At 68.7% G+C, this 25,736-nt stretch carries 28 protein-coding genes and 1 tRNA gene; 14 read left to right on the top strand and 15 right to left on the bottom strand.

Features of this window, described 5'->3' with window-relative positions; translation table 11 throughout:
• Nucleotides 1-13: 13 nt before the first annotated feature.
• From GGR89_RS03450 to GGR89_RS22565, 3 genes are read right to left on the bottom strand one after another with little or no spacing between them, the layout of a single operon-like run.
• Nucleotides 14-703: a DUF2490 domain-containing protein gene (locus GGR89_RS03450; RefSeq protein WP_125978032.1), complete on the bottom strand. Its 690-nt coding sequence runs from the start codon at nt 701-703 to the stop codon at nt 14-16.
• Between the two features lie 58 nt (nt 704-761).
• Nucleotides 762-2,129 (bottom strand): methyl-accepting chemotaxis protein, encoded by a 1,368-nt coding sequence (locus GGR89_RS22570; protein WP_125978030.1) that lies wholly within the window; start codon nt 2,127-2,129, stop codon nt 762-764.
• A complete protein-coding gene (locus GGR89_RS22565) occupies nt 2,129-3,454 on the bottom strand; it encodes a methyl-accepting chemotaxis protein (RefSeq protein WP_206431200.1) in 1,326 nt (441 codons plus the stop codon). Before GGR89_RS22565 ends, GGR89_RS22570 begins: the two co-directional genes overlap by 1 nt.
• Nucleotides 3,455-3,708: 254 nt before the next feature.
• Between GGR89_RS22565 and sdhC the strand changes: the two genes are divergently transcribed.
• The 3 genes from sdhC to sdhA are packed head-to-tail and all read left to right on the top strand — an operon-like array spanning nt 3,709 to nt 6,318.
• Nucleotides 3,709-4,131, top strand: a complete 423-nt coding sequence (sdhC, locus tag GGR89_RS03435; RefSeq protein WP_125978028.1) for a succinate dehydrogenase, cytochrome b556 subunit — start codon at nt 3,709-3,711, stop codon at nt 4,129-4,131.
• The gene (gene sdhD, locus GGR89_RS03430; protein ID WP_125978026.1) at nt 4,124-4,516 is read left to right on the top strand and encodes a succinate dehydrogenase, hydrophobic membrane anchor protein; all 393 of its coding nucleotides are present in this window, start codon (nt 4,124-4,126) and stop codon (nt 4,514-4,516) included. The genes sdhC and sdhD overlap by 8 nt, the downstream gene beginning before the upstream one ends.
• Nucleotides 4,516-6,318, top strand: coding sequence for a succinate dehydrogenase flavoprotein subunit (gene sdhA / locus GGR89_RS03425; protein ID WP_125978024.1), 1,803 nt, complete (start codon nt 4,516-4,518; stop codon nt 6,316-6,318). The genes sdhD and sdhA overlap by 1 nt, the downstream gene beginning before the upstream one ends.
• A gap of 200 nt (nt 6,319-6,518) precedes the next feature.
• Here the strand turns inward: sdhA and ruvC are convergent, their stop codons facing one another.
• The 5 genes from ruvC to GGR89_RS03400 all read right to left on the bottom strand — a co-directional run bounded on the left by ruvC (nt 6,519) and on the right by GGR89_RS03400 (nt 10,204).
• Nucleotides 6,519-7,007, bottom strand: a complete 489-nt coding sequence (gene ruvC, locus GGR89_RS03420; protein ID WP_125978022.1) for a crossover junction endodeoxyribonuclease RuvC — start codon at nt 7,005-7,007, stop codon at nt 6,519-6,521.
• A 265-nt stretch (nt 7,008-7,272) separates the two neighbouring features.
• Nucleotides 7,273-8,016: a YebC/PmpR family DNA-binding transcriptional regulator gene (locus tag GGR89_RS03415; protein WP_125978020.1), complete on the bottom strand. Its 744-nt coding sequence runs from the start codon at nt 8,014-8,016 to the stop codon at nt 7,273-7,275.
• Between the two features lie 84 nt (nt 8,017-8,100).
• Nucleotides 8,101-8,337, bottom strand: a complete 237-nt coding sequence (locus GGR89_RS03410; RefSeq protein WP_010543233.1) for a DUF2312 domain-containing protein — start codon at nt 8,335-8,337, stop codon at nt 8,101-8,103.
• Nucleotides 8,338-8,463: 126 nt separating this feature from the next.
• A complete protein-coding gene (locus GGR89_RS03405; protein WP_241213503.1) occupies nt 8,464-9,783 on the bottom strand; it encodes a metal-dependent hydrolase family protein in 1,320 nt (439 codons plus the stop codon).
• A 46-nt stretch (nt 9,784-9,829) separates the two neighbouring features.
• Complete coding sequence (locus tag GGR89_RS03400; protein ID WP_125978016.1) at nt 9,830-10,204, bottom strand: DUF1244 domain-containing protein; 375 nt, start codon at nt 10,202-10,204, stop codon at nt 9,830-9,832.
• 72 nt (nt 10,205-10,276) lie between these two features.
• Here GGR89_RS03400 and pyk point away from each other — a divergent pair, with 72 nt between their 5' ends.
• Nucleotides 10,277-11,746, top strand: coding sequence for a pyruvate kinase (pyk, locus tag GGR89_RS03395; RefSeq protein WP_125978014.1), 1,470 nt, complete (start codon nt 10,277-10,279; stop codon nt 11,744-11,746).
• Between the two features lie 141 nt (nt 11,747-11,887).
• Here the strand turns inward: pyk and GGR89_RS03390 are convergent, their stop codons facing one another.
• The 3 genes from GGR89_RS03390 to GGR89_RS03380 are packed head-to-tail and all read right to left on the bottom strand — an operon-like array spanning nt 11,888 to nt 13,490.
• Nucleotides 11,888-12,523 carry a heme exporter protein CcmB gene (locus GGR89_RS03390; protein ID WP_125978012.1) on the bottom strand — a complete coding sequence of 212 codons (636 nt, stop codon included), beginning with the start codon at nt 12,521-12,523 and terminating at the stop codon, nt 11,888-11,890.
• Complete coding sequence (gene ccmA / locus GGR89_RS03385; protein ID WP_167712753.1) at nt 12,520-13,089, bottom strand: heme ABC exporter ATP-binding protein CcmA; 570 nt, start codon at nt 13,087-13,089, stop codon at nt 12,520-12,522. Before ccmA ends, GGR89_RS03390 begins: the two co-directional genes overlap by 4 nt.
• Entirely contained in the window at nt 13,086-13,490 is a 405-nt protein-coding gene (locus GGR89_RS03380; protein WP_206431295.1) for a metallopeptidase family protein, read from the bottom strand. Before GGR89_RS03380 ends, ccmA begins: the two co-directional genes overlap by 4 nt.
• 48 nt (nt 13,491-13,538) lie before the next feature.
• On the opposite strand from GGR89_RS03380, the gene GGR89_RS03375 reads away from it, so the two are divergent.
• Nucleotides 13,539-13,832 (top strand): 4a-hydroxytetrahydrobiopterin dehydratase, encoded by a 294-nt coding sequence (locus GGR89_RS03375; protein ID WP_125978006.1) that lies wholly within the window; start codon nt 13,539-13,541, stop codon nt 13,830-13,832.
• 81 nt (nt 13,833-13,913) lie between these two features.
• On the opposite strand, the gene GGR89_RS03370 is transcribed toward GGR89_RS03375, so the two are convergent.
• Nucleotides 13,914-14,645 carry an energy transducer TonB gene (locus tag GGR89_RS03370; protein WP_167712751.1) on the bottom strand — a complete coding sequence of 244 codons (732 nt, stop codon included), beginning with the start codon at nt 14,643-14,645 and terminating at the stop codon, nt 13,914-13,916.
• A 94-nt stretch (nt 14,646-14,739) separates the two neighbouring features.
• Between GGR89_RS03370 and GGR89_RS03365 the strand changes: the two genes are divergently transcribed.
• Nucleotides 14,740-15,066: a hypothetical protein gene (locus GGR89_RS03365; protein WP_125977524.1), complete on the top strand. Its 327-nt coding sequence runs from the start codon at nt 14,740-14,742 to the stop codon at nt 15,064-15,066.
• A 116-nt stretch (nt 15,067-15,182) separates the two neighbouring features.
• On the top strand, nt 15,183-16,979 hold the full coding sequence (locus GGR89_RS03360; protein ID WP_125977523.1) for an aminopeptidase P family protein: 1,797 nt from the start codon (nt 15,183-15,185) through the stop codon (nt 16,977-16,979).
• Nucleotides 16,980-17,012: 33 nt separating this feature from the next.
• Here the strand turns inward: GGR89_RS03360 and GGR89_RS03355 are convergent, their stop codons facing one another.
• A complete protein-coding gene (locus tag GGR89_RS03355; protein WP_164521799.1) occupies nt 17,013-17,150 on the bottom strand; it encodes a hypothetical protein in 138 nt (45 codons plus the stop codon).
• Nucleotides 17,151-17,251: 101 nt separating this feature from the next.
• Between GGR89_RS03355 and GGR89_RS03350 the strand changes: the two genes are divergently transcribed.
• Nucleotides 17,252-17,326: transfer RNA gene (locus tag GGR89_RS03350), tRNA-Thr, on the top strand.
• A gap of 194 nt (nt 17,327-17,520) precedes the next feature.
• Here GGR89_RS03350 and GGR89_RS03345 read toward each other — a convergent pair.
• On the bottom strand, nt 17,521-19,131 hold the full coding sequence (locus tag GGR89_RS03345; protein WP_125977522.1) for an alpha-L-fucosidase: 1,611 nt from the start codon (nt 19,129-19,131) through the stop codon (nt 17,521-17,523).
• Nucleotides 19,132-19,323: 192 nt separating this feature from the next.
• On the opposite strand from GGR89_RS03345, the gene GGR89_RS03340 reads away from it, so the two are divergent.
• Nucleotides 19,324-20,298, top strand: coding sequence for an alpha/beta hydrolase (locus tag GGR89_RS03340; RefSeq protein ID WP_241213481.1), 975 nt, complete (start codon nt 19,324-19,326; stop codon nt 20,296-20,298).
• Between the two features lie 58 nt (nt 20,299-20,356).
• Nucleotides 20,357-20,488 (top strand): hypothetical protein, encoded by a 132-nt coding sequence (locus GGR89_RS22560; RefSeq protein WP_277600122.1) that lies wholly within the window; start codon nt 20,357-20,359, stop codon nt 20,486-20,488.
• Nucleotides 20,489-20,621: 133 nt separating this feature from the next.
• Here GGR89_RS22560 and GGR89_RS03335 read toward each other — a convergent pair whose 3' ends face one another.
• The gene (locus GGR89_RS03335; RefSeq protein WP_342449828.1) at nt 20,622-21,509 is read right to left on the bottom strand and encodes an IclR family transcriptional regulator; all 888 of its coding nucleotides are present in this window, start codon (nt 21,507-21,509) and stop codon (nt 20,622-20,624) included.
• Nucleotides 21,510-21,595: 86 nt separating this feature from the next.
• On the opposite strand from GGR89_RS03335, the gene GGR89_RS03330 reads away from it, so the two are divergent.
• The 4 genes from GGR89_RS03330 to fucP are packed head-to-tail and all read left to right on the top strand — an operon-like array spanning nt 21,596 to nt 25,701.
• Nucleotides 21,596-22,336, top strand: a complete 741-nt coding sequence (locus GGR89_RS03330; protein WP_125977521.1) for an SDR family oxidoreductase — start codon at nt 21,596-21,598, stop codon at nt 22,334-22,336.
• The gene (locus GGR89_RS03325; RefSeq protein ID WP_125977520.1) at nt 22,336-23,622 is read left to right on the top strand and encodes an L-fuconate dehydratase; all 1,287 of its coding nucleotides are present in this window, start codon (nt 22,336-22,338) and stop codon (nt 23,620-23,622) included. The genes GGR89_RS03330 and GGR89_RS03325 overlap by 1 nt, the downstream gene beginning before the upstream one ends.
• Nucleotides 23,619-24,386, top strand: a complete 768-nt coding sequence (locus GGR89_RS03320) for an SDR family oxidoreductase (protein WP_125977519.1) — start codon at nt 23,619-23,621, stop codon at nt 24,384-24,386. The genes GGR89_RS03325 and GGR89_RS03320 overlap by 4 nt, the downstream gene beginning before the upstream one ends.
• Nucleotides 24,387-24,420: 34 nt before the next feature.
• Nucleotides 24,421-25,701 (top strand): L-fucose:H+ symporter permease, encoded by a 1,281-nt coding sequence (gene fucP / locus GGR89_RS03315; RefSeq protein WP_125977518.1) that lies wholly within the window; start codon nt 24,421-24,423, stop codon nt 25,699-25,701.
• The last annotated feature ends 35 nt before the right edge of the window (nt 25,702-25,736 follow it).

Raw genomic sequence — 25,736 nt, 5'->3', positions numbered from 1 at the left:
CCGGCACGCGGGGTCAGTCCTGGAGCACCGCCACGCCCAGTGCGCCGAGGTTGACCGTCAGCTGGACGCTCAGCGCATGGTCCATCTGCGGCCGTGCGCCGTTCCGCGCGAGGCGATACTGGTTGAGATAGCCGATATCCGCACTCAGCGCCCTGCCCAGCGGCACCGCGACGCCGAGAATGTTGCGCATGCGCTCATAGCCCGCCCGCTGGCCCCAGCGCGTCGTATTCACCAGCACGATGCTTTCATGGCTGGCGAACAGCGCGAGCCGGTCACGCCCGATGGGCAGATTGTAGCGGAGCAATGGCCGGATCCGCACCCCCACGCCGCGCGCATGCGTCACGAAGCGCTCGTCCACCCGGAACCGGCCGGCGAAGCGCCCGCTGGTCACCACCAGATGCTGCCGCAGGCGATCCTCGTCGGGTGCCAGGTTTCGGTTGTGGAAGCCGACGCGGCGATATCCCATGCCGAGCTCGACGCCCTCGCGCATCTGCCAGCCCAGGATCCCGCCATATTCGGTGGTGTAGAGTCCCCCCAGCCGGTCCCCTGTCCGCGCGATCTGCTCCACCGTCAGGCGTACGCGCGGGACGAGGGGCACCACGACGTTGAGCTGCTCCCAGGCCTGGACATCCTCCTGCTGCGCCCGCGCGGGAAAGACACTGACGAGCAACAGGAGCGCGGCACAGGGAAAGACACGGGACATCCGGCCAGCGATGCACGGCTAGCAGCCGCGGATCAACCCGCGGGGGCGTTGCTCCAGATCAAGCCTCCACCGCGGCCGAGAAGTCCTCCGCCGCCGCGCGCAGCTGGTTGAGCCGGTCGTCCACCTCGGTCACGTCGTGCTGGAGCGTGTCGATCTCGCTGGTGACGCTCTTGGTGTCCTCGCGGATCGCACCGATCGTGGCCGACATCGAATCGGCTGCCAGCGCGGTCTCGTCGACCGCGGCGGTGATCGCGGTGACGGTCTGCGCCTGGACCTCCATCGCGGTGCGGATGCGGTTGGCGCTTTCCTGCACTTCGGACACGGTCGCCCGGATCGAGGCATTGGTTTCCACCGTAGAGCGCGTCGCCGCCTGGATCGCGGCGATCTTGGCGGCGATGTCGTCGGTCGCCCGCGCGGTCTGGCTGGCGAGGCTCTTCACTTCCTGCGCCACCACCGCGAAGCCACGGCCCGCATCCCCCGCCCGCGCCGCCTCGATCGTCGCGTTGAGGGCGAGCAGGTTGGTCTGCCCCGCGATGTCGCGGATCAGGCCGAGGATCGATTCGATCGACTTGGCATGGTCGGAGAGCATCTCGCTCATCCCCACCGCGTCGGTGGCCTGGCCGCTCGCGCGGGTGGCGATGCCCGCCGCCGCCTCCACTTCGGTGCGCGCGTCCTCGATCGCGCGGATCAGGCCCGCTGCGGTCATCGCCGCCTCGCGCATCGCCACGGCGGACTGTTCGGCCGCCGCCGCGACTTCGCTCGCCTTGCCGAGCATGCCGCGCGCCGCGCTGGAGGCCCCCTGCGCCTGCACGCGGATGCGATTGCCGAGCATCGTCGCGCCTTCGATCGATTCGGCGATGCTCGCGCGGAACTGGTCGGAGCGGGCGCGGCGCTCGTCGTGCACCGACTCGGCATCGCGCGCACCGAGATGGCTGGTCATCAGGTCGACTTCGGCCATGCCGATGCGCTGGATCGCGTCGCACAGCCGCGCAAACCGGGCCATGTCGTCGCCCAGCACCGCCTGCAGTGCCGCGATCGTGTGGCTATGGGCATAGGCGAAATGGCCGAACAGCACGGGCAGCGGGACGCCATGCGCATAACTGTCCTGCGCATAGGCGCAGATGATCTCCGCCCATTGCGCGCCCAGCGGCTGGCGGTAGCGAGTCCGCAGGAACGCGACGCCATCGCTGACATAGCCTTCGGTATCGATCCTGCCGCGCATCCGCTGGCCGGCCTGCGTGCCGAGCACGTGCTGCTGGCACCGCCGTGCGATTCCTTCCCAGGCAGGATCGAGCAGGTCTGCGACTTCGCCACAGGCGGCGACCAACGTGCCGTCCCAGTCATAGTCGCGGCACCAGTCGTCGAACCCGCGGACGCCGCCGCTCCACTGGCCGGGCTTGCGGCCGACCGCCATTGCAGCGTCCATTACGCCGCGACCTTGGCAACGAACTCGCCCGCGCTGCCCTTCAGCGCGCCGAGCTGTTCGTCGAGCGTCGCAAATCCCTGGCCGACCCGATCGATCTCGGAGGCGACCGCCTCGGTATCGGCGCGGATCGCACTGATCGTCGCCGACATCGAATCGGCCGCCAGAGCGGTCTCGTCCACCGCCGCGGTGATCGCCGTGACGGTCTGCGCCTGCACTTCCATCGCGCTGCGGATGCGATTGGCGCTTTCCTGCACTTCGGACACGGTCGCGCGGATCGAGGCATTGGTCTCCACCGTCGAGCGCGTGGCCGACTGGATCGCGGCGATCTTCGCAGCGATATCGTCGGTCGCCCGCGCGGTCTGGCTGGCGAGGCTCTTCACTTCCTGCGCCACCACCGCGAAGCCACGGCCCGCATCGCCTGCCCGCGCCGCCTCGATCGTGGCATTCAGCGCGAGCAGGTTGGTCTGCCCGGCAATGTCGCGGATCAAGCCGAGGATCGACTCGATCGACTTGGCATGGTCGGAAAGCATCTCGCTCATCCCCACCGCGTCGGTGGCCTGGCCGCTCGCGCGGGTGGCGATCGCCGCCGCCGCCTCGACCTCGGTACGCGCATCCTCGATCGCGCGGATCAGGCCCGCCGCGGTCATCGCCGCCTCGCGCATCGCCACCGCCGACTGTTCAGCCGCCGCCGCGACCTCGCTCGCCTTGCCCAGCATGCCCCGCGCCGAGGCGGAGGTGTGCACCGCCTGCCCGCGCAGCGCCTCGCCGCCGCGCGACGCCTGCTCGACGGTCGCGCCGATCGAGGTGTGGAATTCGGTGGCAAGCCGGTCGCGCGCCACCTGCGCGGCATGTTCGCGATACATGTTGTAGATCTCGACGGTGACGTCCGCTTCGAGCGCCGAGAGGCGCATCAGTGTGTCGACCAGCACCGGCAGCCGCGGATCGGCGCCGCCCACCCGGCGGATCAGCACTTCCAGCGCCGCGCGGTCGCTCGCGCTGATCATCGAGAGCAGTGCCATCGGCGGCACGCCCTTTTCATAGGCCGCGGCGACCGAACGCTCGATCGATTCGATCCAGCCCTTCGCCGTGGTTTCGAGGAAGCGGCTGCGCAGGAAGACCACGCCCACGTCGATCATCTTGGCGGTGTCCGACGGCGCCCAGTCGCGCTCCTCGGGGAAGCAGCGGACCCATTGGTGCCAATAGGCGGCGGAAACCGCCTCGATCTCCGGCTCCAGCACCTCCCAGCATTCGCGACTCGATTGCTGGAGCGAACCTTCGAAATCGAACACATGCAGCCGCGCCGCCACGTCGATCCGCGCGCTCATCGTGCCGGCCGCCGCCAGCGCCTGGGTGGAAACCGAATCGCTCACCTACGTCTCATCCCCGGTCGGCGGCCGGGCTTCGGCCGCATCGAGCCAAGCTATGTCGCTTCATTGGTTAAGAGCCGGTTAGGAGCGGGTGTGCAATGGCCGATCCGCACCATCTTGCGCCCACCGCCCGGCTGAACCTAAGGGCAATCCGTCTTGCATCCTCGTCTGGCGGGATTAAGGAAGCCCGCGTCGACCGAAAGGATTTATCGTTGGCCAACGTCCGCAACACGGCACGACCGCTGTCGCCGCATCTCGGCATCTATACCTGGGGACCGCACATGGCGGTCTCTATCCTCCACCGCGCCACCGGCTCCGGCATGGCGACCGTGGGTACCGGCCTGTTCGTCTGGTGGCTGGTCGCGCTCGCCTATGGCCCGGATGCCTATGCGACGTTCCTCGACGTATTCACGCTGTCGAACGGCAAGCTCAACATCCTCGGCTATATCGTCGGGATCGGGATGAGCCTGTCCTTCTTCCAGCACATGGCCTCGGGCGTGCGCCATCTGTTCCTCGATGCCGGCGCGAATTTCGAGCTGCGGGGCAACAAGCGCAGCGCGCTGACGACCTTCGCGGTCAGCATCCTCGCCACCGCGATCTTCTGGGTCGTGCTTCTGGAGAAGGCGAATGGGTAACGGAACCCAGCTCGGTCGCGTCCGCGGCCTCGGCTCGGCGCATGAAGGCGCGGGCGAATGGTGGAAGCACAAGGTTTCGGCGGGATCGAACCTGCTGCTGGTGCTGTGGCTGATCGTCTCGATCGCCCTGCTGCCTGCCTATGACTATGCGACGATGGTCGCCTGGATCGGCCAGCCGCTGGTCGCCGTGCCGCTGATCCTCCTGGTGCTCAGCGTCACCTTCCACTTCCGTCACGGCCTGCAGGTCGTGATCGAGGACTATCAGCACAACGAGACGCGCTTCGTGCTGATCGTCCTGCTCGAATATTTCACGATCACCGTCCGCGTGCTCGCGATCTTCGCCATCCTGAAGATCGCCTTCACCTCCGTTGGAGTGGCTGCCTGATGCCCGCCGCCTACAAGATCATCGACCATATCTATGACACCGTCGTCGTCGGCGCGGGCGGCTCGGGCCTCCGCGCGGTGATGGAAGTGGCGCAGTCGGGACTCAAGACCGCCTGCATCACCAAGGTGTTCCCGACACGCAGCCACACGGTCGCCGCGCAGGGCGGCATCGCCGCCAGCCTCGGCAACATGGGTCCGGACCACTGGACCTGGCACATGTACGACACCGTCAAGGGCTCCGACTGGCTCGGCGACCAGGACGCGATCGAGTATCTCACCCGCGAGGCCCCGGCCGCGGTGTACGAGCTCGAACATGCCGGCATGCCGTTCAGCCGTACGGAAGAGGGCAAGATCTACCAGCGCCCGTTCGGCGGCATGATGCAGAACATGGGCGAAGGCCCCCCCGCGCAGCGCACCTGCGCCGCGGCGGACCGTACCGGCCATGCGATGCTGCACACGCTGTACCAGCAGAGCCTGAAGTACGACGCGGACTTCTTCATCGAATATTTCGCGCTCGACCTGATCATGGAAAATGGCGAGTGCCGCGGCGTGATCGCGCTGTGCATGGAAGACGGCTCGATCCACCGCTTCCGCAGCCATGCGGTGGTGCTGGCGACCGGCGGCTATGGCCGTGTCTACCAGTCGGCCACTTCGGCGCACACCTGCACCGGTGACGGCAATGCGATGGTGCTGCGCGCCGGCCTGCCGCTGCAGGACATGGAATTCGTGCAGTTCCACCCCACCGGCATCTACGGCGCCGGCGTGCTGATCACCGAGGGTGCACGCGGCGAAGGTGGCTATCTCACCAACTCCGAGGGTGAGCGCTTCATGGAGCGTTATGCGCCGTCCGCCAAGGATCTCGCCAGCCGCGACGTCGTGTCGCGCTCGATGGCGATGGAGATCCGCGAAGGCCGCGGCGTTGGCAAGGAGAAGGACCATATCTACCTTCACCTGAACCATATCGATCCCAAGATCCTGCACGAGCGCCTGCCCGGCATCACCGAGACCGGCAAGGTCTTCGCCGGCGTCGATCTCACCCGCCAGCCGCTGCCGGTGGTCCCGACCGTCCACTATAATATGGGCGGCATCCCGACCAACTATCACGGCGAAGTCGTCCATCTGAAGGACGGCAACCCGGATGCGGTGGTCCCCGGCCTTTTCGCGGTCGGCGAAGCGGCCTGCGTGTCGGTGCACGGCGCCAACCGCCTCGGCTCCAACTCGCTGATCGACCTCGTGGTATTCGGCCGCGCGACCGGCAAGCGGATCGTCGACATCCTCAAGCCGAACACCCCGCACCACCCGCTGCCGAAGGATTCGGAAGCGCTGGCGCTGGGTCGCCTCGACCATTTCCGCAACGCCAATGGCGGCACCCGCACCTCGCAGCTGCGCGCCGACATGCAGAAGACGATGCAGCGCCACTGCGCCGTGTTCCGCACCGAGGAGCTGATGGCCGAAGGCGTGGCGCACATGGACCAGGTCTATGCGGGCCTGCAGGACGTCCATGTCAGCGATCGCTCGCTGATCTGGAACACCGATCTCGTCGAGACGCTCGAGCTCGACAATCTGATGGGCCAGGCGATGGTGACGATCCGCAGCGCGATCAATCGCAAGGAAAGCCGCGGCGCCCACATGCACGAGGACTTCCCCGAGCGCGACGACGCCGGCTGGATGAAGCACACCATCGCGACGTTCGACGGCTGGGGCGGCAAGGGCGGCAAGACCGAGCTCGATTACCGCCCGGTCCACGACTACACGCTCACCGACGCGATCGAGTATATCAAGCCGAAGAAGCGGGTATACTGATCCGCTTTGCGGATGGGTTTTAGAAGAGGCCGGGGCGGCGACGCTCCGGCCTTTTTGTTTGCTGGCATGCACAGCCACCAAGTCGTCATCCCGGCGAAAGCCGGGATCCATTGGGGTCTCCGTGCCGGCTCTCGCTGGTGGCAAGAGGCGTCTGGATCCCGATTTTGCCGGGAGGACGAAGTTGCAGGAAGGCCGCAGCCCTACCGAACCCCGAACCGCGCGCTCGCCAGATGATGCGCATGGCAGATCGCCACCGCGAGCGCGTCGGCGGCATCGGCGCCGACGATCTTCACCCCCGGCAAGAGCCGCGAGACCATCGCATGGACCTGGTCCTTGTCGGCATTGCCCACGCCAACCACGGACTTCTTGACCGTGCTCGGCTTATATTCGCCGACGTCGATGCCGACCCGCGCGGCGGCGCACAGCACGACCCCGCGCGCCTGGCCGAGCTTGAGCGTCGATTGCGCGTTGGAATTGACGAACACTTCCTCGACGGCGGCCGCCTCCGGCGCGTGATCGGTAATCAGCGCGGCGAGCATCGCATCGAGATGGGCGAGGCGGCGCGGCAGGGTTGCCTTGGTGTCGGTGACGAGCTTGCCGTGGCCGAGATGGCTCAGCCGGTTGCCCTCGGCGCGGATGAGGCCCCAGCCGGTGGTGCCGAGCCCGGGATCGAGACCGAGGATGATCATCGCTTAAGCCCCTCCCCTTCAGGGGAGGGGTGTCGCGCCTGCCGACTCCGCTCGTCATCCCCGCGAAGGCGGGGATCCATTGCCCGTGCCATCGCGGATCTTTCTTGAATCGTACAGGCAAATGGATTCCCGCCTTCGCGGGAATGACGGTAAATTTGAAAGGGTTCGCTAGGAAGGTTCTCCACCAGCGAGTCCCTTGGGGAAGCCCCCCTCCACCACCGCTTCGCGGCGGTCCTCCTCCCCGTTTCGGGGAGGAGCGGGAAGATCAACCCAGCTTCTCCATCACCTCGTCGGGAATCTCGTAATTCCCCCACACGGTCTGGACGTCGTCGTCGTCGTCCAGCGCGTCGAGCAGCTTGAACAAAGTCGCCGCGTCGTCGGCGCCCACCGTCACCATCGTCTGCGGCCGCCAGGCGAGCTTGGCGCCCTCGGACTCGCCGAGCACCGGCTCCAGCGCCTTGGCGACTTCGTGCAGGTCGCCCTGGCCGGTCCAGATCTCGTGGCCGTCCTCGCTGCTGGTGACGTCCTCGGCACCCGCTTCCAGCGCCGCCTCGAACACCTTCTCGGCATCGCCGGCGCTCGCCGGATAGGAGATCAGGCCCAGGCGGTCGAAGCCATGGCTCACCGAGCCGGCCGTGCCCAGGTTGCCGCCGTTCTTCGAGACCGCGGTGCGCACGTTGGTCGCGGTGCGGTTGCGGTTGTCGGTCAGCGCCTCGATGATCAGCGAGACGCCCGCCGGGCCGAAGCCCTCGTAGCGGATTTCTTCGTAGTTATCGCCCTCGCCCTTGCTCGCCTTGTCGATCGCGCGCTGGATATTGTCCTTGGGCATCGACTGCGCCTTGGCGGCGTTGATCGCGGCGCGCAGGCGGGGGTTCATGTCCGGGTCCGGCAGACCCATCTTTGCCGCCACGGTGATTTCGCGGCTGAGCTTGGAGAACATCGCCGAGCGCTTCTTATCCTGCGCGCCCTTGCGGTGCATGATGTTCTTGAATTTGGAATGGCCTGCCATGGTGAACCCGAACTGCCTGCGGTCTGGAGAAGGTGGAAGCGCTCGCCTTAGCGCGGAAGCCCGGCGAGCGCCATCGCGGCGGACTTAGATGCCCAGCGCCTGCTTGTAGGTTTCGAGCAGCATCTCGGCCTCTTCGCGGTGATGCTTTTCCATCTTCCGCAGGCGGACGATGGTGCGCATCGTCTTGACGTCGAAGCCGGTCGACTTGGCTTCGGCATAGACGTCCTTGATGTCGTCGGCGATGCCCTTCTTCTCCTCTTCGAGACGCTCGACACGCTCGATCAGGAGGCGGAGCTGCTCGGCGGAAATATTGTCGGACATGGGTGTTCTAGCTCCTGAAGCATGGGATCGGGCGAACGCGCCGCGCGAGGGTCGCGCCGGCCACTTCGTCCGAAAGGATACGGAATCAGGCGGGCCCTGTACGCCAGCCCGCGCTTTCGCTCAACCTCAGTCCTGCGGGAAGACCTGGCGCTTGCCGCCCAGCTTGTGGACCACCCCGGCGCGCACCACCGTGTCGACATGCTCCAGCACGGTCACGTCCTGCAGCGGATCCCCCGATACCGCGATCAGGTCCGCCGCCTTGCCGGGTTCGAGCGAGCCCAGCTGGTCCTTGCGACCCAGCGCATCGGCCGCATCGAGCGTCGCCGCGCGAATCGCCCCCGCCGGGGTGAGCCCTGCGCGGACGAGCAGCGCGAACTCCCTGGCATTCTCGCCGTGGCGCGACACGCCGGTATCGGTGCCGAAGGCGACCTTCACCCCTGCCTTGATCGCCCTGGCATGGCTTGCTGCCGCAGCAGCGGCAGCCGCCTCGGCCTTGGGGATCGTCGCCGGCGGCAGCTTGCCGGCGCGGGCATTGGCGAGCGCGGTGACCGGGGCGATCATCGTCGGCACCAGCCAGGTGCCGTGCGCCTTCATCGCGGCGATCGTCGCATCGTCGAGGAAGCTGCCATGCTCGATCGAATCGGCCCCCGCCTCCACTGCGCCGCGCACGCCCTCCGCCGCATGGGCGTGGACCGCGACGCGGCGGCCAAAGGCATGCGCCGTCTCGACGACCGCCTTCATCTCCTCGTCGGACATCTGCTTGCCGAGGCCGCCCGCAACGTTGGACAGTACGCCGCCGGTCGCCGCGAACTTGATCACCTGGGCGCCCAGCCCGATCTGCTGGCGCACCGCGCGGCGGCAATCGTCGGCGCCGTCGCAGGTGTTGATCTGGCGGTGGGCGACCGTGTCGGCGAATGCCTCGGCCAGCCCGTTGGTGCCGTCGCCATGCCCGCCCGAGACCGAGATCATCCGCCCGGCATTGACGATTCGCGGTCCCGCGATCGCGCCGCGCTCGACCGCGTCGCGCAGCGCCCGGATCGCGCGGGGGTTACTGCCGAGATCACGGACGGTGGTGAAGCCCGCCTCCAGGTCGCGCCGCGCATCCTCGATGCCGATGACGAATTCGTCGGCTTCGTCCTCGGTGAGCGCGCTCATCCGCTCCTTCACCGGATCGCCTTCGGAGAAGAGGTGGACGTGCAGGTCGATCAGCCCCGGCAGCACGAACTTGTCGCGCAGGTCGACCAGGGTCGCGCCCGTCTCGGGCGCGACGAAGCCGTCGCGGACCTCGACGACCTTGCCGTCGCGCAGGATCAGGGTGCTGGCGCCGCGCGGTGTCTGGCCGGGACGGTCGAGCAACCGCCCCGCCTGGACATAGGTTTCCTTGGGAGAGGTCTGGGCGAGCGCGGGAACCGCCGCCGAACATGCCAGGGCGGCCAACAACAACATCTTCAATTCCCGTCTCCCCCTGTCGCGCCCCCCGTGCAGGCCCAACTCAGGCGTGGGGATCGGTCATGCTGGGAGGATCACTGGCCGGAAAGCTCTCGTCAAGCGCCTCGTCGAGCTCGGCGTCGCGGCCTTCGTTCTTCTTCAGGCTCTCTTCCATTCGCGCCAGTTGCTCGGGCGTGGCCTCGCCCTGATACTTCGCCTTCCACGCGGATTGCTCCATCCCATAGACGATTCGGCGCGCATCGGCCTTGGCGATGCTCGGGTCCGCCTCGTGGATCCAGTCGCCCAGGCAGTTCCGGCAAAAGCCCGAAAGCCCCATCAGATCAATGTTCTGGGCATCGTGGCGGTGGCGCAGATGGCGCACCAGCCGGCGGAACGCCTTGGCCGCTGTTGCGTCGTCCAGGCGATCTAGTTCATCCATTTGGCACCTCCGCAGTTGATGTTAACGCATTTGGGGCTAGAGGCGGGCACGCACAAGCCGAGGAAGACAACGATGACACAGGCGATCTCCCCCCGCTCGCGCAAGGTGCGCGTCCTGGCAACATTGGGACCGGCCAGCGCGTCGCCCGAAATGATCGAGAAGCTGTTCCGCGCCGGCGCCGATGCGTTCCGCATCAACATGAGCCATGGCGACCAGGCCTCGAAGATCCCGCTGTTCGAGGCGATCCGCGGCATGGAGGCGACCACCGGCCGCCCGACCACGATCCTCGCCGACCTGCAGGGTCCGAAGCTGCGCGTCGGCAAGTTCGCCGAGGGCAAGGTGATGCTGGTCACCGGCCACCAGTTCACGCTCGACCGCGACCCCACCCCGGGCGACGCCACCCGCGTCGAACTGCCCCACCGCGAGATCTTCGAGGCGGCGCACCCCGATGCCCGCCTGCTGCTCGACGACGGCAAGCTGGTGCTGCGCGTGACCGACGTGGCACCCGACCGGCTGACCACAATCGTCGAGGTCGGCGGTCCGCTTTCCAACAACAAGGGCCTCAACGTGCCCGACATGGTGCTGCCGCTCGCCGCGCTCACCGAGAAGGACCGCAGCGACCTCAGCTTCGCGGTCGAGCAGGGCGCCGACTGGATCGCGCTCAGCTTCGTCCAGCGCCCCGAGGATCTGATGGAAGCGCGCCGCCTTATCGGCGGCAAGGCCGCGCTGCTCGCCAAGATCGAGAAGCCCTCGGCCATCGCGCGGCTCGAGGAAATCCTGGAGCAGTGCGACGGCGTGATGGTCGCCCGCGGCGATCTCGGCGTCGAGCTGCCGCCGCAGACCGTGCCGCCGCTGCAGAAGCGCATCGTCGAATCGGCCCGCCGCCTGGGCCGCCCGGTGATCGTCGCGACGCAGATGCTCGAATCGATGATCGAGAGCCCCTCGCCCACCCGCGCCGAAGTGTCGGACGTGGCGACGGCGGTGTATGACGGTGCCGACGCGATCATGCTCTCGGCCGAGAGCGCCGCGGGCAAGTGGCCGATCGAGTCGGTGTCGATGATGAACTCGATCGCCGATGCGGTGGAGCGCGATCCGGCGCATGGCGACCGCGTCCACTTCACCGTCACCAAGCCCGATCCGACGACCGCCGACGCGCTGGCCGAAGCGGCGAAGAACATCGCGGCGACGGTCTCGGCCTCGGCGATCATCTGCTTCACCACCTCGGGCTCGACCGCGCGCCGCATCGCCCGCGAGCGGCCGCTGGTGCCGATCCTGGTGCTGACCCCGGAACGCGACACCGCGCGCCGGCTGGGGCTGCTCTGGGGCACCCATGCCGTGCAGACGCGCGACGTCGACTCGTTCGAGGAGATGGTCGCCAAGGCCAAGCGCATGGCGCTGCGCCACGGCCTCGCCAAGGCGGGCGACCGCGTGATCGTCTGCGCCGGCGTGCCGTTCAAGACGCCGGGATCGACCAACGTGCTGCACGTGGTCACGCTGCTCGGCGACGAGCTGACCAGCTATACGGGTCCGGAAGGGAACTGACGTTTAATCCTCCCCCGCCAGGGGGAGGTGTCAGGTGCAGCCTGACGGAGGGGGAGGAAGCACGCCGATGGTTGGGTGCGTACCTCCCCCTCCGTCGCCTTCGGCGCCACCTCCCCCTGGCGGGGGAGGATTGTCCCTTGCCTACCCCCGGCCCATCCGCATCGCCGCACCGGCGACGAAGGGGCAGCCGGCCACCAGCACCAGGCTGATCGCCGCCAGCAGCTTGATCGCGCCGGGCTCGCCGCCGGTGGCACCCGCACCGAAGATCAGCAGCGGCACCGCGAAGGGCAGCATCACCAGCCCCGCCAGCGCACCCGCGCCGCGCAACCCCGCCACCAGCGCCGCCGTCGCCACGCCCAGCGCCGCCAGCCCGGGCGTGCCGATGGCGAGCCCCAGCAGGATCGTCCCCAGCGCCGCGCCGGGCACATGCAGCAGTGCCGCCGCCACGCAGGTCGCCGCCAGCAGTGCGGGGCCGAAACCCAGCCAATGGCCCAGCATCTTGGCGGCAGCGATTCCGGCATCCGAATAGCCGCGCACCACCAGCTGATCGAGCACCCCGCTCTCGGCATCGGGCGTCACCAGCCGCTCGACCGGCAGCAGCGCCGCGAGCAGCGCCGCCGCCCAGATCACCCCGCCGCCGATCCGCGCGAGCAGCCGTCCGTCGGGGCCTATCGCGAAGGGAAACAGGATCGCGACCAGCAGGAAGAAGGCGATCGGCAGCACCAGCCCGCCGCTGCTCCACGCCCGCCGCAACTCTCGCCAGACCAGCGCGATCACAGCGCGATCTCCTGCGCGTCCGGCAGCGCGATCGGCTGGTGCGTCGCGACCAGCACGATGCCGCCGCCGGCGCGGTGCGCGGCGATCCGCGCCTCCAGCATCGCCAGCGAGACGGTATCGAGCCCGTTGCCCGGCTCGTCGAGCAGCCATATCGGCGCGCCGCTGGCCAGCACCCGCGCGAACCCCGCGCGCCGCCGCTGGCCGGTCGAGAGCAGCCGCACCGGCACATCGGCGAGGTCCGCCAGCCCCACCGCCTCCAGCGCATCGCCGACGGCCTCCCCCCGCCCGTCGAGCCCCGCCCAGAAGCCGAGCGCACCCGCCAGCGTCCGCTCGGCATCCAGCGCCGCGGTTTCGCTGAGCAGCGCCCGCGTGCCTTCTCCCGTCACCCGCCCGCCCAGCGGCGCGAGGAGCCCGGCGGCGATGCGGACCAGGCTGGACTTGCCAACGCCATTGGGTCCGAGCACCAAGCCAGCGTCGCCGGGCGCCAGCGCGAAGGAAAGCCCCTCGAACAGGATCCGCCCCCCGCGCAGGCAGGTCACGGCGTCAAAGGCGAGGCCCGGGTTCAATCTGCGGCGTCTTCGAGCGCGTGCATGGCCTCGTCGGACAGGCCAAAATGATGGCCGACCTCGTGGATCACGACGTGGTGGACCAGCCGCTCGAGCGATTCGCCGGTCTCCACCCATTCGTCGAGGATCGCGCGGCGATAGAGGTGGATGCGATCGGGCAACCCGCCCGAATCGAACGCCGATTTCTCGCCGATCGGCCGGCCGTGATAGAGGCCGCTGAGCGCAAAGGGATCGTCGATGCCGAGCGCGTCGAGCGTCTCTTCGTCGGCGAACTCCTCGACCAGCAACACCACGTCGGCGAGATGCACCTGGAAGGGCGCGGGAATGCGGGCCAGCGCGGCGCGGGCGAGGCGCTCGATCAGGGCCGCATCGGGGGCGAAGGTTGGCGCTTGCTCCGGCATGGCCGAATGCATAGGCGGAGCGGCAGAGAACGAGCAAGGAGGGGATCTATGGTAGCGCGACTGACCGACGGCCTGCGCGAGGAATCGCTCGCGGCCCTGCCCGCCTGGAACTACGAACGGGGGCGCGACGCGATCACTCGCCGCTTCCTGTTCGCCGATTTCACCGAAGCTTTTGCGTTCATGACCCGCGTCGCGCTCATCGCCGAGAAGGCGGATCACCATCCCGAATGGTCGAACGTGTGGAACCGGGTCGACATCCTGCTGACCACGCATGACGCGGGCGGGCTGTCGACAAGGGACCTGCAACTGGCGGCGGCGATCGATGCGCTGGTGAAGGGGTAGGCTGACAAGACGTCAGCGGCTCTTTCGCACCCCTCCCGCTTGCGGGAGGGGGAAGAGTAGGCAGGGGAGTAGCGACTTGATTCACTCCCCATCCGGCCGCTCGTACAGATCCCAGCGATGCTCGCCGGTCACGGTGTCGGCATAGGGCCGCCCCGCCGCATCCTTGCTCGGCACGTAGCGGAAGCGCTTGCGGATCAGCTTGCAGGTTGTCTCGTCGAGGTCGCGATTGCCGCTGCTCCGCGTGACGGTGCAGCTCGAGACGCGCCCGTTTACGCCCACCACGAAGCGCAGCCCCACCGTGCCGCTCGCCCCGGCGTTCAGCGCAGCGCGGGGATAGTCGGCATCGGTGATCCCGCCGCCGATCCAGCGCAGCGGTACCCCGCCCCCGCCGCCCGGCCCATTGCCGCGCCCGCCGCTGCCGGTGCCGTCGCCCTCGCCGCCTGCACCGGTTCCCGGCCCCGCCACCGGCGCCGCGCCGGAGGACGAATCGCTGGCCGTGGCAGGCTTGGGCGCGGTCACCAGCGGCGGTGGCTGGAGGACGACCGGCGGCGGCGGTGCGACCACCTCGGTCGCCTTGGAGACTCGGTTGGGCGGCGCCGAGGCGCCCTCGGCCTCGGGCGCCGCGCGCCGCTTGGCCGGCTCGGGGGCGGGCGGCGGCGGGGGTGGCGGCACGTCGAAGCTCAGCAGGTTCGCATCCGGATCGGTGCGGATCACGGTCTGCGCCCGCAGGCCGGCGAACAGCAGCGCCGCCAGCAGCGCCTCCACCGCGATCGCCGCCGCCGCGCCGCGCGCTCGGGAGCCTCCCGACATCATCGGATTTGCCCCGATCGTTGCGGGTTCATGCAACCGAAATGCGGCATGACACATTGATACGCATCGAACACGAACCGAAAGATGGGGTCCGAATATGCGTAAGACAATCGCCGCGCTCGCCGCCTTTGCCCTGGCCATGCCGGTCGCGATGCCGATCGGGGTCGCCAGCGCCCAGTCGCGCTACGAAGGCAAGTCCAAGTCCAGCCGCAACTATCGCTATGTGAAGAAGTGCCGCAAGTCGAAGGGCGAAGCCGGTCTGATCGCGGGCGGCGTCGCCGGTGCGCTGGCCGGTCCGTCGGTGGTCGGCGGCGGCCTGCTCGGCGCCGCGGCCGGTGGTGTCGCCGGTGCGCTGGGCGGCCGCGCGATCGACCGCACGATCACCGCGAAGAACCGCTGCACCTATGTGCGCGTCCGCCGCTGAAGGATCGCAGGGGCGGGCCCGGTCCCGCCCCTTTCCAAAGCTGCCTGCATCGGCCAGAAACCGGCCATTCCCGCGACGCGCTCCGCGCCGCCACCGAAGATGCAGGAAGTATGCGTATGTCCAGCTATGCCGACCGTCTGAACGCGCTGCGCGCGCAACTCGCGCAGGACGCGCTCGACGGCTTCGTCGTGCCGCTCACCGACGAGCACATGTCCGAATATGTCGGTGCCTATGCCCAGCGGCTCGCCTGGCTCACCGGCTTCCAGGGCTCCGCTGGCACCGCGGTAGTGCTGCCGCAGGAAGCGGCGATCTTCACCGACGGGCGCTATACCCTGCAGGTCCGCCAGCAGGTCTCGGCCGAGCAGTGGGACTATGTCGGCGTGCCGGCGACCAGCGTCGCCGACTGGCTGGGCGCGCATGCTCCGAACGGCGGCCGCATCGGCTATGATCCCTGGCTGCACACCCGCGCCTGGGTGGAAGAAGCGCGCAAGGCGCTGGCCGAGAAGGGCGCGACGCTCGTCCCCGTCCGCCGCAACCCGATCGATGCCGTCTGGGCCGACCAGCCGAGCCCGTCCGACGCGCCGCTCGCGGTGCTCGACGAGGCGCTGGCGGGCAAGTCCTCCGCCGCCAAGCGCGCCGAGATCGCCGACTGGCTCCAGGCGCGCAATGCCGACGCGGTGGTGATCGCCGCGCTCGATTCGATCGCCTGGACCTTCAACGTCCGCGGCGACGACGTCACTCACACGCCGGTCGCGCTCGCCTATACGGTGATCCATGCCGACGGCACCGCCGACCTGTTCGTCGCGCCGGAGAAGGTCACCGACGCGGTGCGCCAGCATCTCGGCAACGCGGTGCGGATCCAGGACCGCGCGGCGTTCGCGCCTGCGCTCGGCGGCTTCGCGGGCAAGCGCGTCGTCGCCGATCCGGGCACGGCCGTCGCGGCGATATTCGACGGCCTGGAAGCCGGCGGCGCCACCGTGGTCGCGCTGCGCGATCCCGTCATCCTCGCCAAGGCGATCAAGAACCCCGCCGAGGTCGCCGGGCACAAGGCCGCGCAGGCACGCGACGGCGCAGCACTGAGCCGCTTCCTCAAATGGTTCGAGGAAACCGCGCCGCAGGGCGGCCTCACCGAAATGTCCGCCGCCGACAAGCTGCGCGCGTTCCGCGAGGCGACCGGCCGGCTCAAGGACCTGTCGTTCGACACCATCTCCGCCACCGGTCCCAACGGCGCGATCCCGCACTACAAGGTCACCGACGAATCGAGCCTGCCGATCGAGCGCGGCCAGCTGTTCCTGATCGATTCGGGCGGGCAATATGGCGACGGCACCACCGACGTCACCCGCGTGATGCCGGTGGGCGACGCCAGCCACGAGATGAAGGACCGCTTCACCCGCGTGCTCAAGGGCCATATCGCCATCGCCACCGCGATCTTCCCCGACGGTACGACCGGCGCGCAGATCGACGGCTTCGCGCGGCGCCCTCTGTGGGAAGCGGGGCTCGACTTCGCCCATGGCACCGGCCACGGCGTCGGCGCCTATCTTTCGGTGCACGAGGGGCCGCAGCGGATCGCCCCGCCCTCCTATCCGGGCGGCCAGGCGCTGGAGCCGCTGCGGGCGGGCATGTTCCTCTCGAACGAGCCGGGTTACTACAAGGCCGGCGAATACGGCATCCGTATCGAGAATCTCGTCCATATCGTCGAGCGGACGATCCCCGGCGGCGACAAGCCGATGCTGGCATTCGAGACCCTCACCTTCGCGCCGATCGAGCGCAGCCTGATCCTGCCCGAGCTGCTCAGCCCCGAGGAGCGCGCCTGGCTCGATGCCTACCATGCCGAGGTGCTCACGATCGTCGGCCCGCAGTTGGAGAGCGCCGAGCGGGCGTGGCTCGAAGCCAAGTGCGCGCCGATCGGGTGAGGTAAAGATCCTCCCCGAGCCGGGGAGGATCGTTCAGTCCGCCGATTCGGGGGGCGCTTCCGTCCCCTGCCCGGCCGCTTCCGCCTTCACCCCGCGCGCCTGGGCCTTCCGCCGCCGCAGGTTTTCGCGAAGTTTTTCGGCCAGTCGGGCCTGCTTATCCACATCCTTCATGCGAAAAGCGATAAACCGGCAGGATGCGGGTTGACAATCACGGGTCTCCAAGCAAATAGGCCCCTCCCGCACGGCGCTGGTCGCCGCGGTTGGAAAACAGTGCTGCCGTAGCTCAGTGGTAGAGCGCATCCTTGGTAAGGCTGAGGTCGCGAGTTCAATCCTCGCCGGCAGCACCATTTTCCCCTTCTGACAGAAGAATTTGCCCGCACGGGCACCGTCGCTGGCGAGGCTTTTTCGAGACATATCCAAACAACGTCATCCCGGCGAAAGCCGGGATCCATTCGCCTGTACGGCGCAGCAGGAGCCAAAACGGAGACCCCAATGGATCCCGGCTTCCGCCGGGATGACGATTGGTGGGAGGAGCCGGCCTTTATGCCCGCCGCAACCCGTCGATCCGCACCACCGGCACCGTGCCCAGGCCCTTGGGCAGCGTCACGGTCAGCCCCGCCTGCGACTGACGGAAGGCCACGTCGCCACCGCCCAGCAGCCGCGCCCGCGCCACCCGGCCCGCCTTCAACCCCAGCGCCTGCACCGTCACCGGCGCGCTCGGCGCCTTGAGGAAGAACAGGTACAGCGTGTCGCCCTTGGTGGTGAAGCGCACGTCCCGCTCGGTGAAGCCCTTGAAGCCGTCCTCGTTCTGCATGCCCGCGGCGAGCTGGGTCGGCCCCTCGCCATAGACGCGCCACGGCCGGGTGCCGAACACCGCCTCGCCATTCACCGCCATCCAGGCACCGAGATCGTCGAGGATGCGCTCTTCCTCCGAATCGATCGACCCGTCGCCGCGCTGGGGCACCGAGAGCAGCAGGTTGCCGTTCTTCGAGATCACGTCGGCCAGCCGCTGGAGCACGTCGTTCGCCGACTTGTAGCGCTTTTCGGTGTAGAGGCTGCGCTTGTAGAACCAGTCGCCCAGGCAGGTGTCGGTCTGCCAGGGCTCGTCCCACAGCCGGTCGGCAAAGCCGCGCTCGACATCCTGCACCAGCCCGAAGCGCGCATAGGGCTTGAGCTGCTTGGCATTGAGCACCACGTCGATCTTGCCGTGCTTCGCGATCGAGCGGTTGTAGTAATCGGCCGCCGCGGCCAGCCCGATGGGGCCGAAGGGCAGCTCGTAATCGTCGAAATAGCAGAGATCGGGCTGGTACTTGCTCACCAGGTCGACCTGACGCTGCAGCCAGCGCGTCGCATAGGCGGCGTCGCCGGCCGGGCCGTGCTCGACCCACTGGCCATCGTTATTCTCGTGCCACTTCCCCATCGCCTGCATCGTGTCGATGCCGTCGGGCGCGACAATGTGCTTGCCGGTGTAGAGCAGCTGCGGATCGAGCCCCTCCCACCATGTGCCCGCGCCGTCTGCCTTGGTCAGGCGGAAGGCGTCGTAGCGCTCGCCCTTGCGCGCGTCCTCGGGATCATAGCCATAGGCGGTCTGGAACCAGTGCCAGGCATGCGCCGCATGGTTGGACACGCCGAAGCGCAGGCCGTGCGCGCGCGCCACCTTCTCCCAGGTGCCGACCACGTCGCGCTTCGGCCCGACGCGCAGACTGTTCCACGGATGGTAAGCGCTGTCGTAGCAGTCCAGATTGTCGTGATGGCAGGCGAGCGACACGAAATATTTCGCGCCCGCCTTCACATAGCGCTGCATCAGCGCTTCCGGGTCCCAGTTCGCCGCCGTCCAGCGATTCTGGACCTCCATGAAGCCGACATCGGCGGGGTGGCCATAGGCCTTGCGATGGAAGTCCGAGGCGGGGTGGCCCTGGATGTACATATGCCGCCCGTACCAGTCGCCCTGCTCGGGCACCGATTGCGGCCCCCAGTGCGACCAGATCCCAAACTTGGCGTCCCGAAACCAGTCGGGGTAGCGGTAGTTCGCCACCAGCGACGGCCAATTGGCCTGCACGGGCCCCCGCGCCGTCGTCTGCGCCCGCGCCACTGCCGGCAGGGCGGCGAGCCCCGCCAGAACCCCGCGACGCTGCCATCCTGATCTGATCATTGCTACCTCCCCTGAACCACGGCCATACCATCTTGATACCGCAGCCGCGCGTCAACGCTCTTGTCGCCGGGGGCCGCGTCGGGTGCGCGGTTGCGCGCCGATCGCGATTCTGCAACCACGCGGTACCGCTACCAGATTCAGCGGCAATGCGCCGCGAAAGCACCCGGGCATTGCCGGGTTGCAGAAGAGAGGATGCCCGTGTTCGAAGACCTGACGCGCCGAACGATGCTCACCGGCATGGCCGCCACCGCGACGCTCGCCGCGCTCCCCGCCGGCGCGGCGGACGCGGACGAGGTGCTGCCGCTCTGGCCCGGCTCGCCCCCCGGCGCCCCCTCCCCGCTGCCCAAGCCGAGCACCGAGCAGCGCTCGAAGGACCCCGCCGCGCCCGATCGCTGGCTGCGCGGCATCGATCGCCCGTCGCTCACCGTACGTCGCGCGGCGAACCCGAACGGCACCGCGGTGATGCTGATGCCGGGCGGCGGCTATGGCTTCCTCGCGATCGACAATGAAGGCGAGGAGCAGGCGCGCTGGCTCAACGCGCAGGGCATCACCGCCTTCATCCTGCGCTACCGCATTCCCACCGACGGCTGGGCCAACCGCGCGACCGTGCCGCTCGCCGACGCCCAGCGCGGACTGCGGCTGATCCGCGCCTCGGCCACGCGCTACGGCGTCGATCCGGCCAAGCTGCTGGTGATCGGCTTCTCCGCTGGCGGCCATCTCGCCGGCAGCCTGGCGACCCGCCATGCCGAGCGCGTCTACACCCCCGTCGACGCCGCCGACCAGCTTTCCGCCCGCCCGGATCTCGCCGGGCTGATCTACCCGGTGGTGAGCATGGCCGCGCCCTTCACCCATCTCGGCTCGCGCGACCAGCTGTTCGGCGCCGGCGCCGATCCCAAGGCGCTGGAAGCGGCGTCGGTGGAAAAGCGCGTCAACGCCGAGACTCCGCCGATCTTCCTTACCCATGCCAGCGACGACGGGCTGGTGCCGATCGAGAACAGCATCGCGCTCTACCAGGCGCTGCTCGCGGCCAAGCGGCCGGGCGAGCTGCATGCGTTCGACCAGGGCGGCCACGGCTTCGGCGTGCGCCTGCCCAAGACGGTGCCCGCCTCGGCTTGGCCGACCTTGTTCGCAGCCTATGCGCGGCGGCTGGGATTGCTGGCAGGCTGATCGCAACGATCCGTGCGCCGAAGCGTCTTTCCGTTGAGATTCAACGAGGAGGCGCCGCATGGACCCGAGAACCGAACCCGTCGAGAAACGCGCCCGCAAAGGCTTCGGTGCCGTCGCGCTGATCATCCTGGCAATCATCGCGACGGTCTTCGTCGGCTACAACATCTATTACGCCGTAACGCCGGGTTGACGGGGACGCCACCACCCCTCCGTCATTCCGGTGAAAGCCGGAATCCATTGGGGCCTCCGTTGCCGCTCGATCCGCATCGCCCTGGCAAATGGATCCCGGCTTCCGCCGGGATGACGGCGAAGAAGAGCGGGCTCTATCCCTCCCCGATCCGCGCGCGGCGGCGGCGGACCGGGCTGGCGACCGAGAGGCTCGGCACCACCGGCGCCTCGCCCCGGTCGAACCAGCCGAGCGCCGAGGAGATCGCCGTCGCCGTCGTCCGCAGCAGGGCCAGCGCCTCTTCCTGCGAGACGTGCGGCGCGTCGTCGATCGCGGCGAGGAACGGGATGGTCAGCGCCGCGACGACATGGCCGTCGAAGCCGAAGATCGGGCAGCTCATGTCCGACACCCCGGCCATCCGCGCACTGGGGATCGATTCATAGCCCTTGGCGCGCACCGCCTGTAGCTGCTCCGCGAGCCCCTTGGGCAGCCCCTTCGGGTACAGCGCAGCCCGCCGCTCCTCATCCATCGCCGAGAGCAGCACATGGCCCGAGCAGCTGGTCAGCAGGTCGATCTCGGTGCCGAGCCGCACCGCGAAGCCGGTCTGGCCCGGGCTCTCCTGCCGCGCGACGATCAGCCCGCGCGTGCCGTTCACCACCACCAGATGGCAGGACTGGACCGTCGCCGCCGCCAGGCTGTGCATCAGCGGCGTGGCGACATGGGTGAGCTCCTGCGCCGGCGTCGCGCGGTGGGCAATCTCCAGCACGCGGTAGGTCACCCGGTAGCGATCGCTGGCGCCGTCCTTGTGCAGCCAGCCGCGCCGATCGAGCACGACGATGATCCGGAACAGCTCGCTGATCGATCGCCCCAGCCGCTGCGCGATCTCGCTGATCGTCAGCCCCTGCGGCTCGCTGCCGAGAAGTTCGATCACGTCGATCGCCTTCTCCAGCGCAGGCGCGGCATAGGCGGGCGATTTGTCGGCCGGTGCGGTGGGTGCATTGTCGCTCATGACGGTCAGGCTAACCAATGCGACGAGCGGTGTCATGCCACTTGCGAACAATCGCGGCTTGCGCCTAAGAATGTGAAAGTCATTTTGACCTATGAAAACGTTCTAGAGGAGTTGGGGAGGCGATGCGTTTCGGCAACAAGACCGCGTTGGTGACCGCGGCAGGGCACGGCATCGGCCGCGCGACCGCGCTGCGGCTGCGCGACGAGGGCGCCAAGGTGTTCGCGCTCGACCGCGACGGCGCCGCGCTGGCGACGCTCGAGGGCGTCGAGCCGGTGGTGCTCGATCTGCTCGACGCCGACGCCATCGCCGCGCTTCCCGAGACGATCGGCCAGCTCGACATACTCGCCAACATCGCCGGCTTCGTCGCGGCAGGCTCGATCCTCGACGGCACCGATGCCGACTGGATGCTGTCCTTCGACCTCAACGTTCACGCCATGCACCGCATGATCCGCGCCTTCCTGCCCGGCATGCTGGCCAAGGGCGGCGGCGCGATCGTCAACATGTCGTCGATTGCGTCGAGCGTGAAGGGCATCCCCAACCGCCACGCCTATGGCGCCTCCAAGGCGGCGGTGATCGGCCTCACCAAGTCCGTCGCGGCGGACTTTGTCGCCAAGGGCATCCGCTGCAACGCGGTCTGCCCCGGTACGGTCGACACCCCGAGTCTCCGCCAGCGCGTCGCCGAGCAGGCCGCGCAGCAGGGCATCGCGGTGGAGGAAGCGCATGCCGCCTTCGTCGCCCGCCAGCCGATGGGCCGGCTCGGCCAGGAAGACGAGATCGCCGCGCTGATCTGCTATCTCGCCAGCGACGAGGCGAGCTTCACCACCGGCGCGGTGCATGTGATCGACGGCGGGTGGGTGAACTGATGACTCGCAACGCCCATATCACCGGCCTGCGCACGGTCGACCTCCGCTTCCCGACCAGCGCCTCGCTCGACGGCTCCGACGCGATGAACCCGGACCCCGATTATTCGGCGGCCTATGTCATCCTCGAGACCGACGTCCCCGGCCTCGAAGGCCATGGCCTCACCTTCACCATCGGCCGGGGCAACGACATCTGCGTCGCGGCGATCGAGGCGATGCGCCATCTCGTCCTCGGCCTCGACCTCGCCTGGATCGCCGAGGAGCCCGCGCGGATGTGGCGGCACCTGACCGGCGACAGCCAGCTGCGCTGGATCGGCCCCGACAAGGGCGCGATGCACCTCGCCACCGGCGCGGTGGTCAACGCGATCTGGGACCTCTGGGCCAAGGCCGAGGGCAAGCCGGTGTGGAAGCTGGTCGCCGACATGACGCCCGAGCAGCTCGTCCGCGCGATCGACTTCCGCTACCTCACCGATGCGATCACCCCCGAGCAGGCGCTCGCCCTGCTCACCGAGCGCGCGGCGGGCAAGGCCGAGCGCGTCGCCACGCTCGAGGCGAGCGGCTATCCCTGCTACACCACGTCGGCCGGTTGGTTGGGCTATCCCGACGAGAAGCTGCGCCGCCTCGCGCAGGAAGCGGTCGATGCCGGCTTCGACCATATCAAGCTCAAGGTCGGCCGCGACCTGGAGGACGATATCCGCCGCGTCCGCATCGCCCGCGAGGTGCTGGGGCCAAACCGCAAGCTGATGATCGACGCCAACCAGGTGTGGGAGGTCGGCCAGGCGATCGAATGGGTCAACGCGCTGGCCTTCGCCAAGCCCTGGTTCATCGAGGAGCCGACCAGCCCCGACGACGTGCTCGGCCACAAGGCGATCCGCGACGGCATCGGCCAGGTGCAGGTCGCGACCGGCGAGATGTGCCAGAACCGCATCATGTTCAAACAGTTCATGGCGGTGGGCGCGGTCGACGTGATCCAGCTCGACGCCTGCCGCATCGGCGGGGTGAACGAGGCGCTGGCGGTGCTGCTGCTCGCCGCGCGCTACGGCCTGCCGGTTTGCCCGCATGCCGGCGGCGTGGGGCTGTGCGAATACGTCCAGCACTTGTCGATGATCGACTATCTGTGCTTTGCCGGCACCATGGACGGCAGGGTCATCGAATATGTGGATCATCTCCATGAACATTTCCTGGAGCCCTGCGTGATTCGGGACGCGGCCTACATGCCGCCGCAGCGCCCCGGCTATTCGATCGAGATGAAGCCCGAGACGCTCGTCCAATATCGGTTCGGCGCATGAACCTGGGGCTCGCCGGGAAGGTCGTGATCGTCACCGGCGGCTCGTCGGGGATCGGCGCGGCGATCGCAGGGGGCCTTGCGCGCGAAGGCGCGGTCCCCGCCATCGTCTCGCGCGAGCCGCCCCGGCCCGAGCTGGTCGCGCAGCTGGGCGCGGACTGGCTGTTCCACCCCTGCGAGCTGGCCGAGGACGATGCCGTGGTCGCCGCGGTCGACGCGGTGGCGGCGCGCTTCGGGCGGATCGACGGGCTGGTCAACAATGCCGGGCGCAACGACAATCTCGGCTTCGAGGCGACCCCGGCGCAGTTCCGCGCCTCGCTCGACATCAACCTCGTCCATTATTTCGGCATGGCGCGCGCAGCACTTCCGCACCTCAAGGCGGCGCAGGGCGCGATCGTCAATATCGGCTCCAAGACCTCGATCACCGGCCAGGGCCACACCAGCGCCTATGCCGCCGCCAAGGGCGCGGTGCTGGCGCTGACCCGCGAATGGGCGGTCGCACTGCGCGGCGACGGCATCCGCGTCAACGCAATCGTGCCCGCCGAGGTCGAGACCCCCGCCTATGCCGAATGGCTGAAGAGCTTCGACGACCCCGCCGCCCGGCGTGAGGAAATCGAGCGTCGCGTGCCCTTCGGCCACCGTTTCACCACGCCCGAAGAGATCGCCGACACCGCGCTGTTCCTGCTGTCCGGGCGCGCCAGCCACACCACGGGCCAGTGGCTGTTCGTCGACGGCGGCTACACGCATCTGGACCGCGCCATCGAATGACCCCAACAGGGGCGCCGCACCAAGGAGAGGACACATGGCCAGCAAGGCCGGACGCTACACCCCCGCCATCATCCTGACGGTCTCGCTGTTCTTCCTGTGGGGAATGGCGAACAACCTCAACGACATCCTGATCGCGCATTTCCGCCGCGCGTTCACGCTGAGCGATTTCGAAACCAGCTTCGTCCAGCAGGCCTTCTACATGGGCTATTTCCTGCTCGCGACCCCGGCGGCGATGCTGGCGCGGCGGCGCGGCTACAAGGCGGCGATCGTGACGGGCCTGACGCTCTACGCGATCGGCGCGCTGCTCTTCTATCCGGCGACGCATTTCGGCGAATATCGCTGGTTCCTCGCCGCGCTGTTCGTGATCGCCTGCGGCCTCGCCTTTCTCGAAACCTCGGCCAGCCCGCTGATCGCCGAGCTCGGCAGCCCCGAGGGCGCCGCGCGCCGGCTCAACTTCGCCCAGGCGGCCAACCCGCTCGGCACGATCTTCGGCGTGCTGGTGGGGAAATATTTCATCCTCTCCAGCTTCGCGCAGGACGAGAAGGCGCTGGCGGCGATGTCCGCCGCCGAGCGGACCGCGACGCTGCGCGGCGAGCTCGCCTCGGTGCAGACGCCCTATCTGGTGATCGGCCTCGTCGTCCTCGCCTTCGCGATCGCTGCCGCGCTGATCGCCTTCCCGGACAACCGCCGCGACGGCGACGCGCCCGCGGTGCCGACGGGCAAGGCACTCGGCACCGTGCTGCGCGACCGGACGCTGGTCTTCGCGGTGGTGGCGCAGTTCTTCTATGTCGGCGCGCAGGTGGGGCTGTGGAGCTACACGATCCGCTACGCCCAGGTGAACCTGCCCGGCCTCACCGAGCAGGGCGCGGCCGACTATCTGTTCGCCAGCCTGGTGCTGTTCGGCATCGGCCGCTTCGTCGGCGCGGCAATGCTCGGCAAGGTCCCGGCGCCGCAGCTGCTGGCGGTGTTCGCCGGGCTCTCGGCGGCGCTGACCGTGGCGGCGGTGTTCGTCGGCGGCACGACCGGGCTCTACGCGCTGGTGGCGGCGAGCTTCTTCATGTCGATCCAGTTCCCGACGATCTTCGCGATCGGCATCGGCGGCCTGGGCCCGCTCAAGCAGATCGGCGCCTCGCTGATCGTGATGGCGATCATCGGCGGCGCGGTGCTGACCGCGGCGATGGGGCATCTGTCCGACCTCGCGGGGATCAATCTCGCACTGTTGGTACCCGCGGTGGCGTTCCTGGTGGTGCTCGCCTTCGGCGTGCGCGCGACGGGGACGGCGGGGGATGTGGAGTTCGCAGCGGCGGGGCATTGAAGGGCTGAAAAGATCCTCCCCCGGAGGGGGAGGGG

Origin of the sequence: Sphingomonas trueperi (assembly GCF_011927635.1) — a bacterium.
Lineage (GTDB): Bacteria > Pseudomonadota > Alphaproteobacteria > Sphingomonadales > Sphingomonadaceae > Sphingomonas > Sphingomonas trueperi.
Note: the sequence above shows the minus strand (reverse complement) of the source record. Positions and strands in the feature narration are given on the sequence as shown.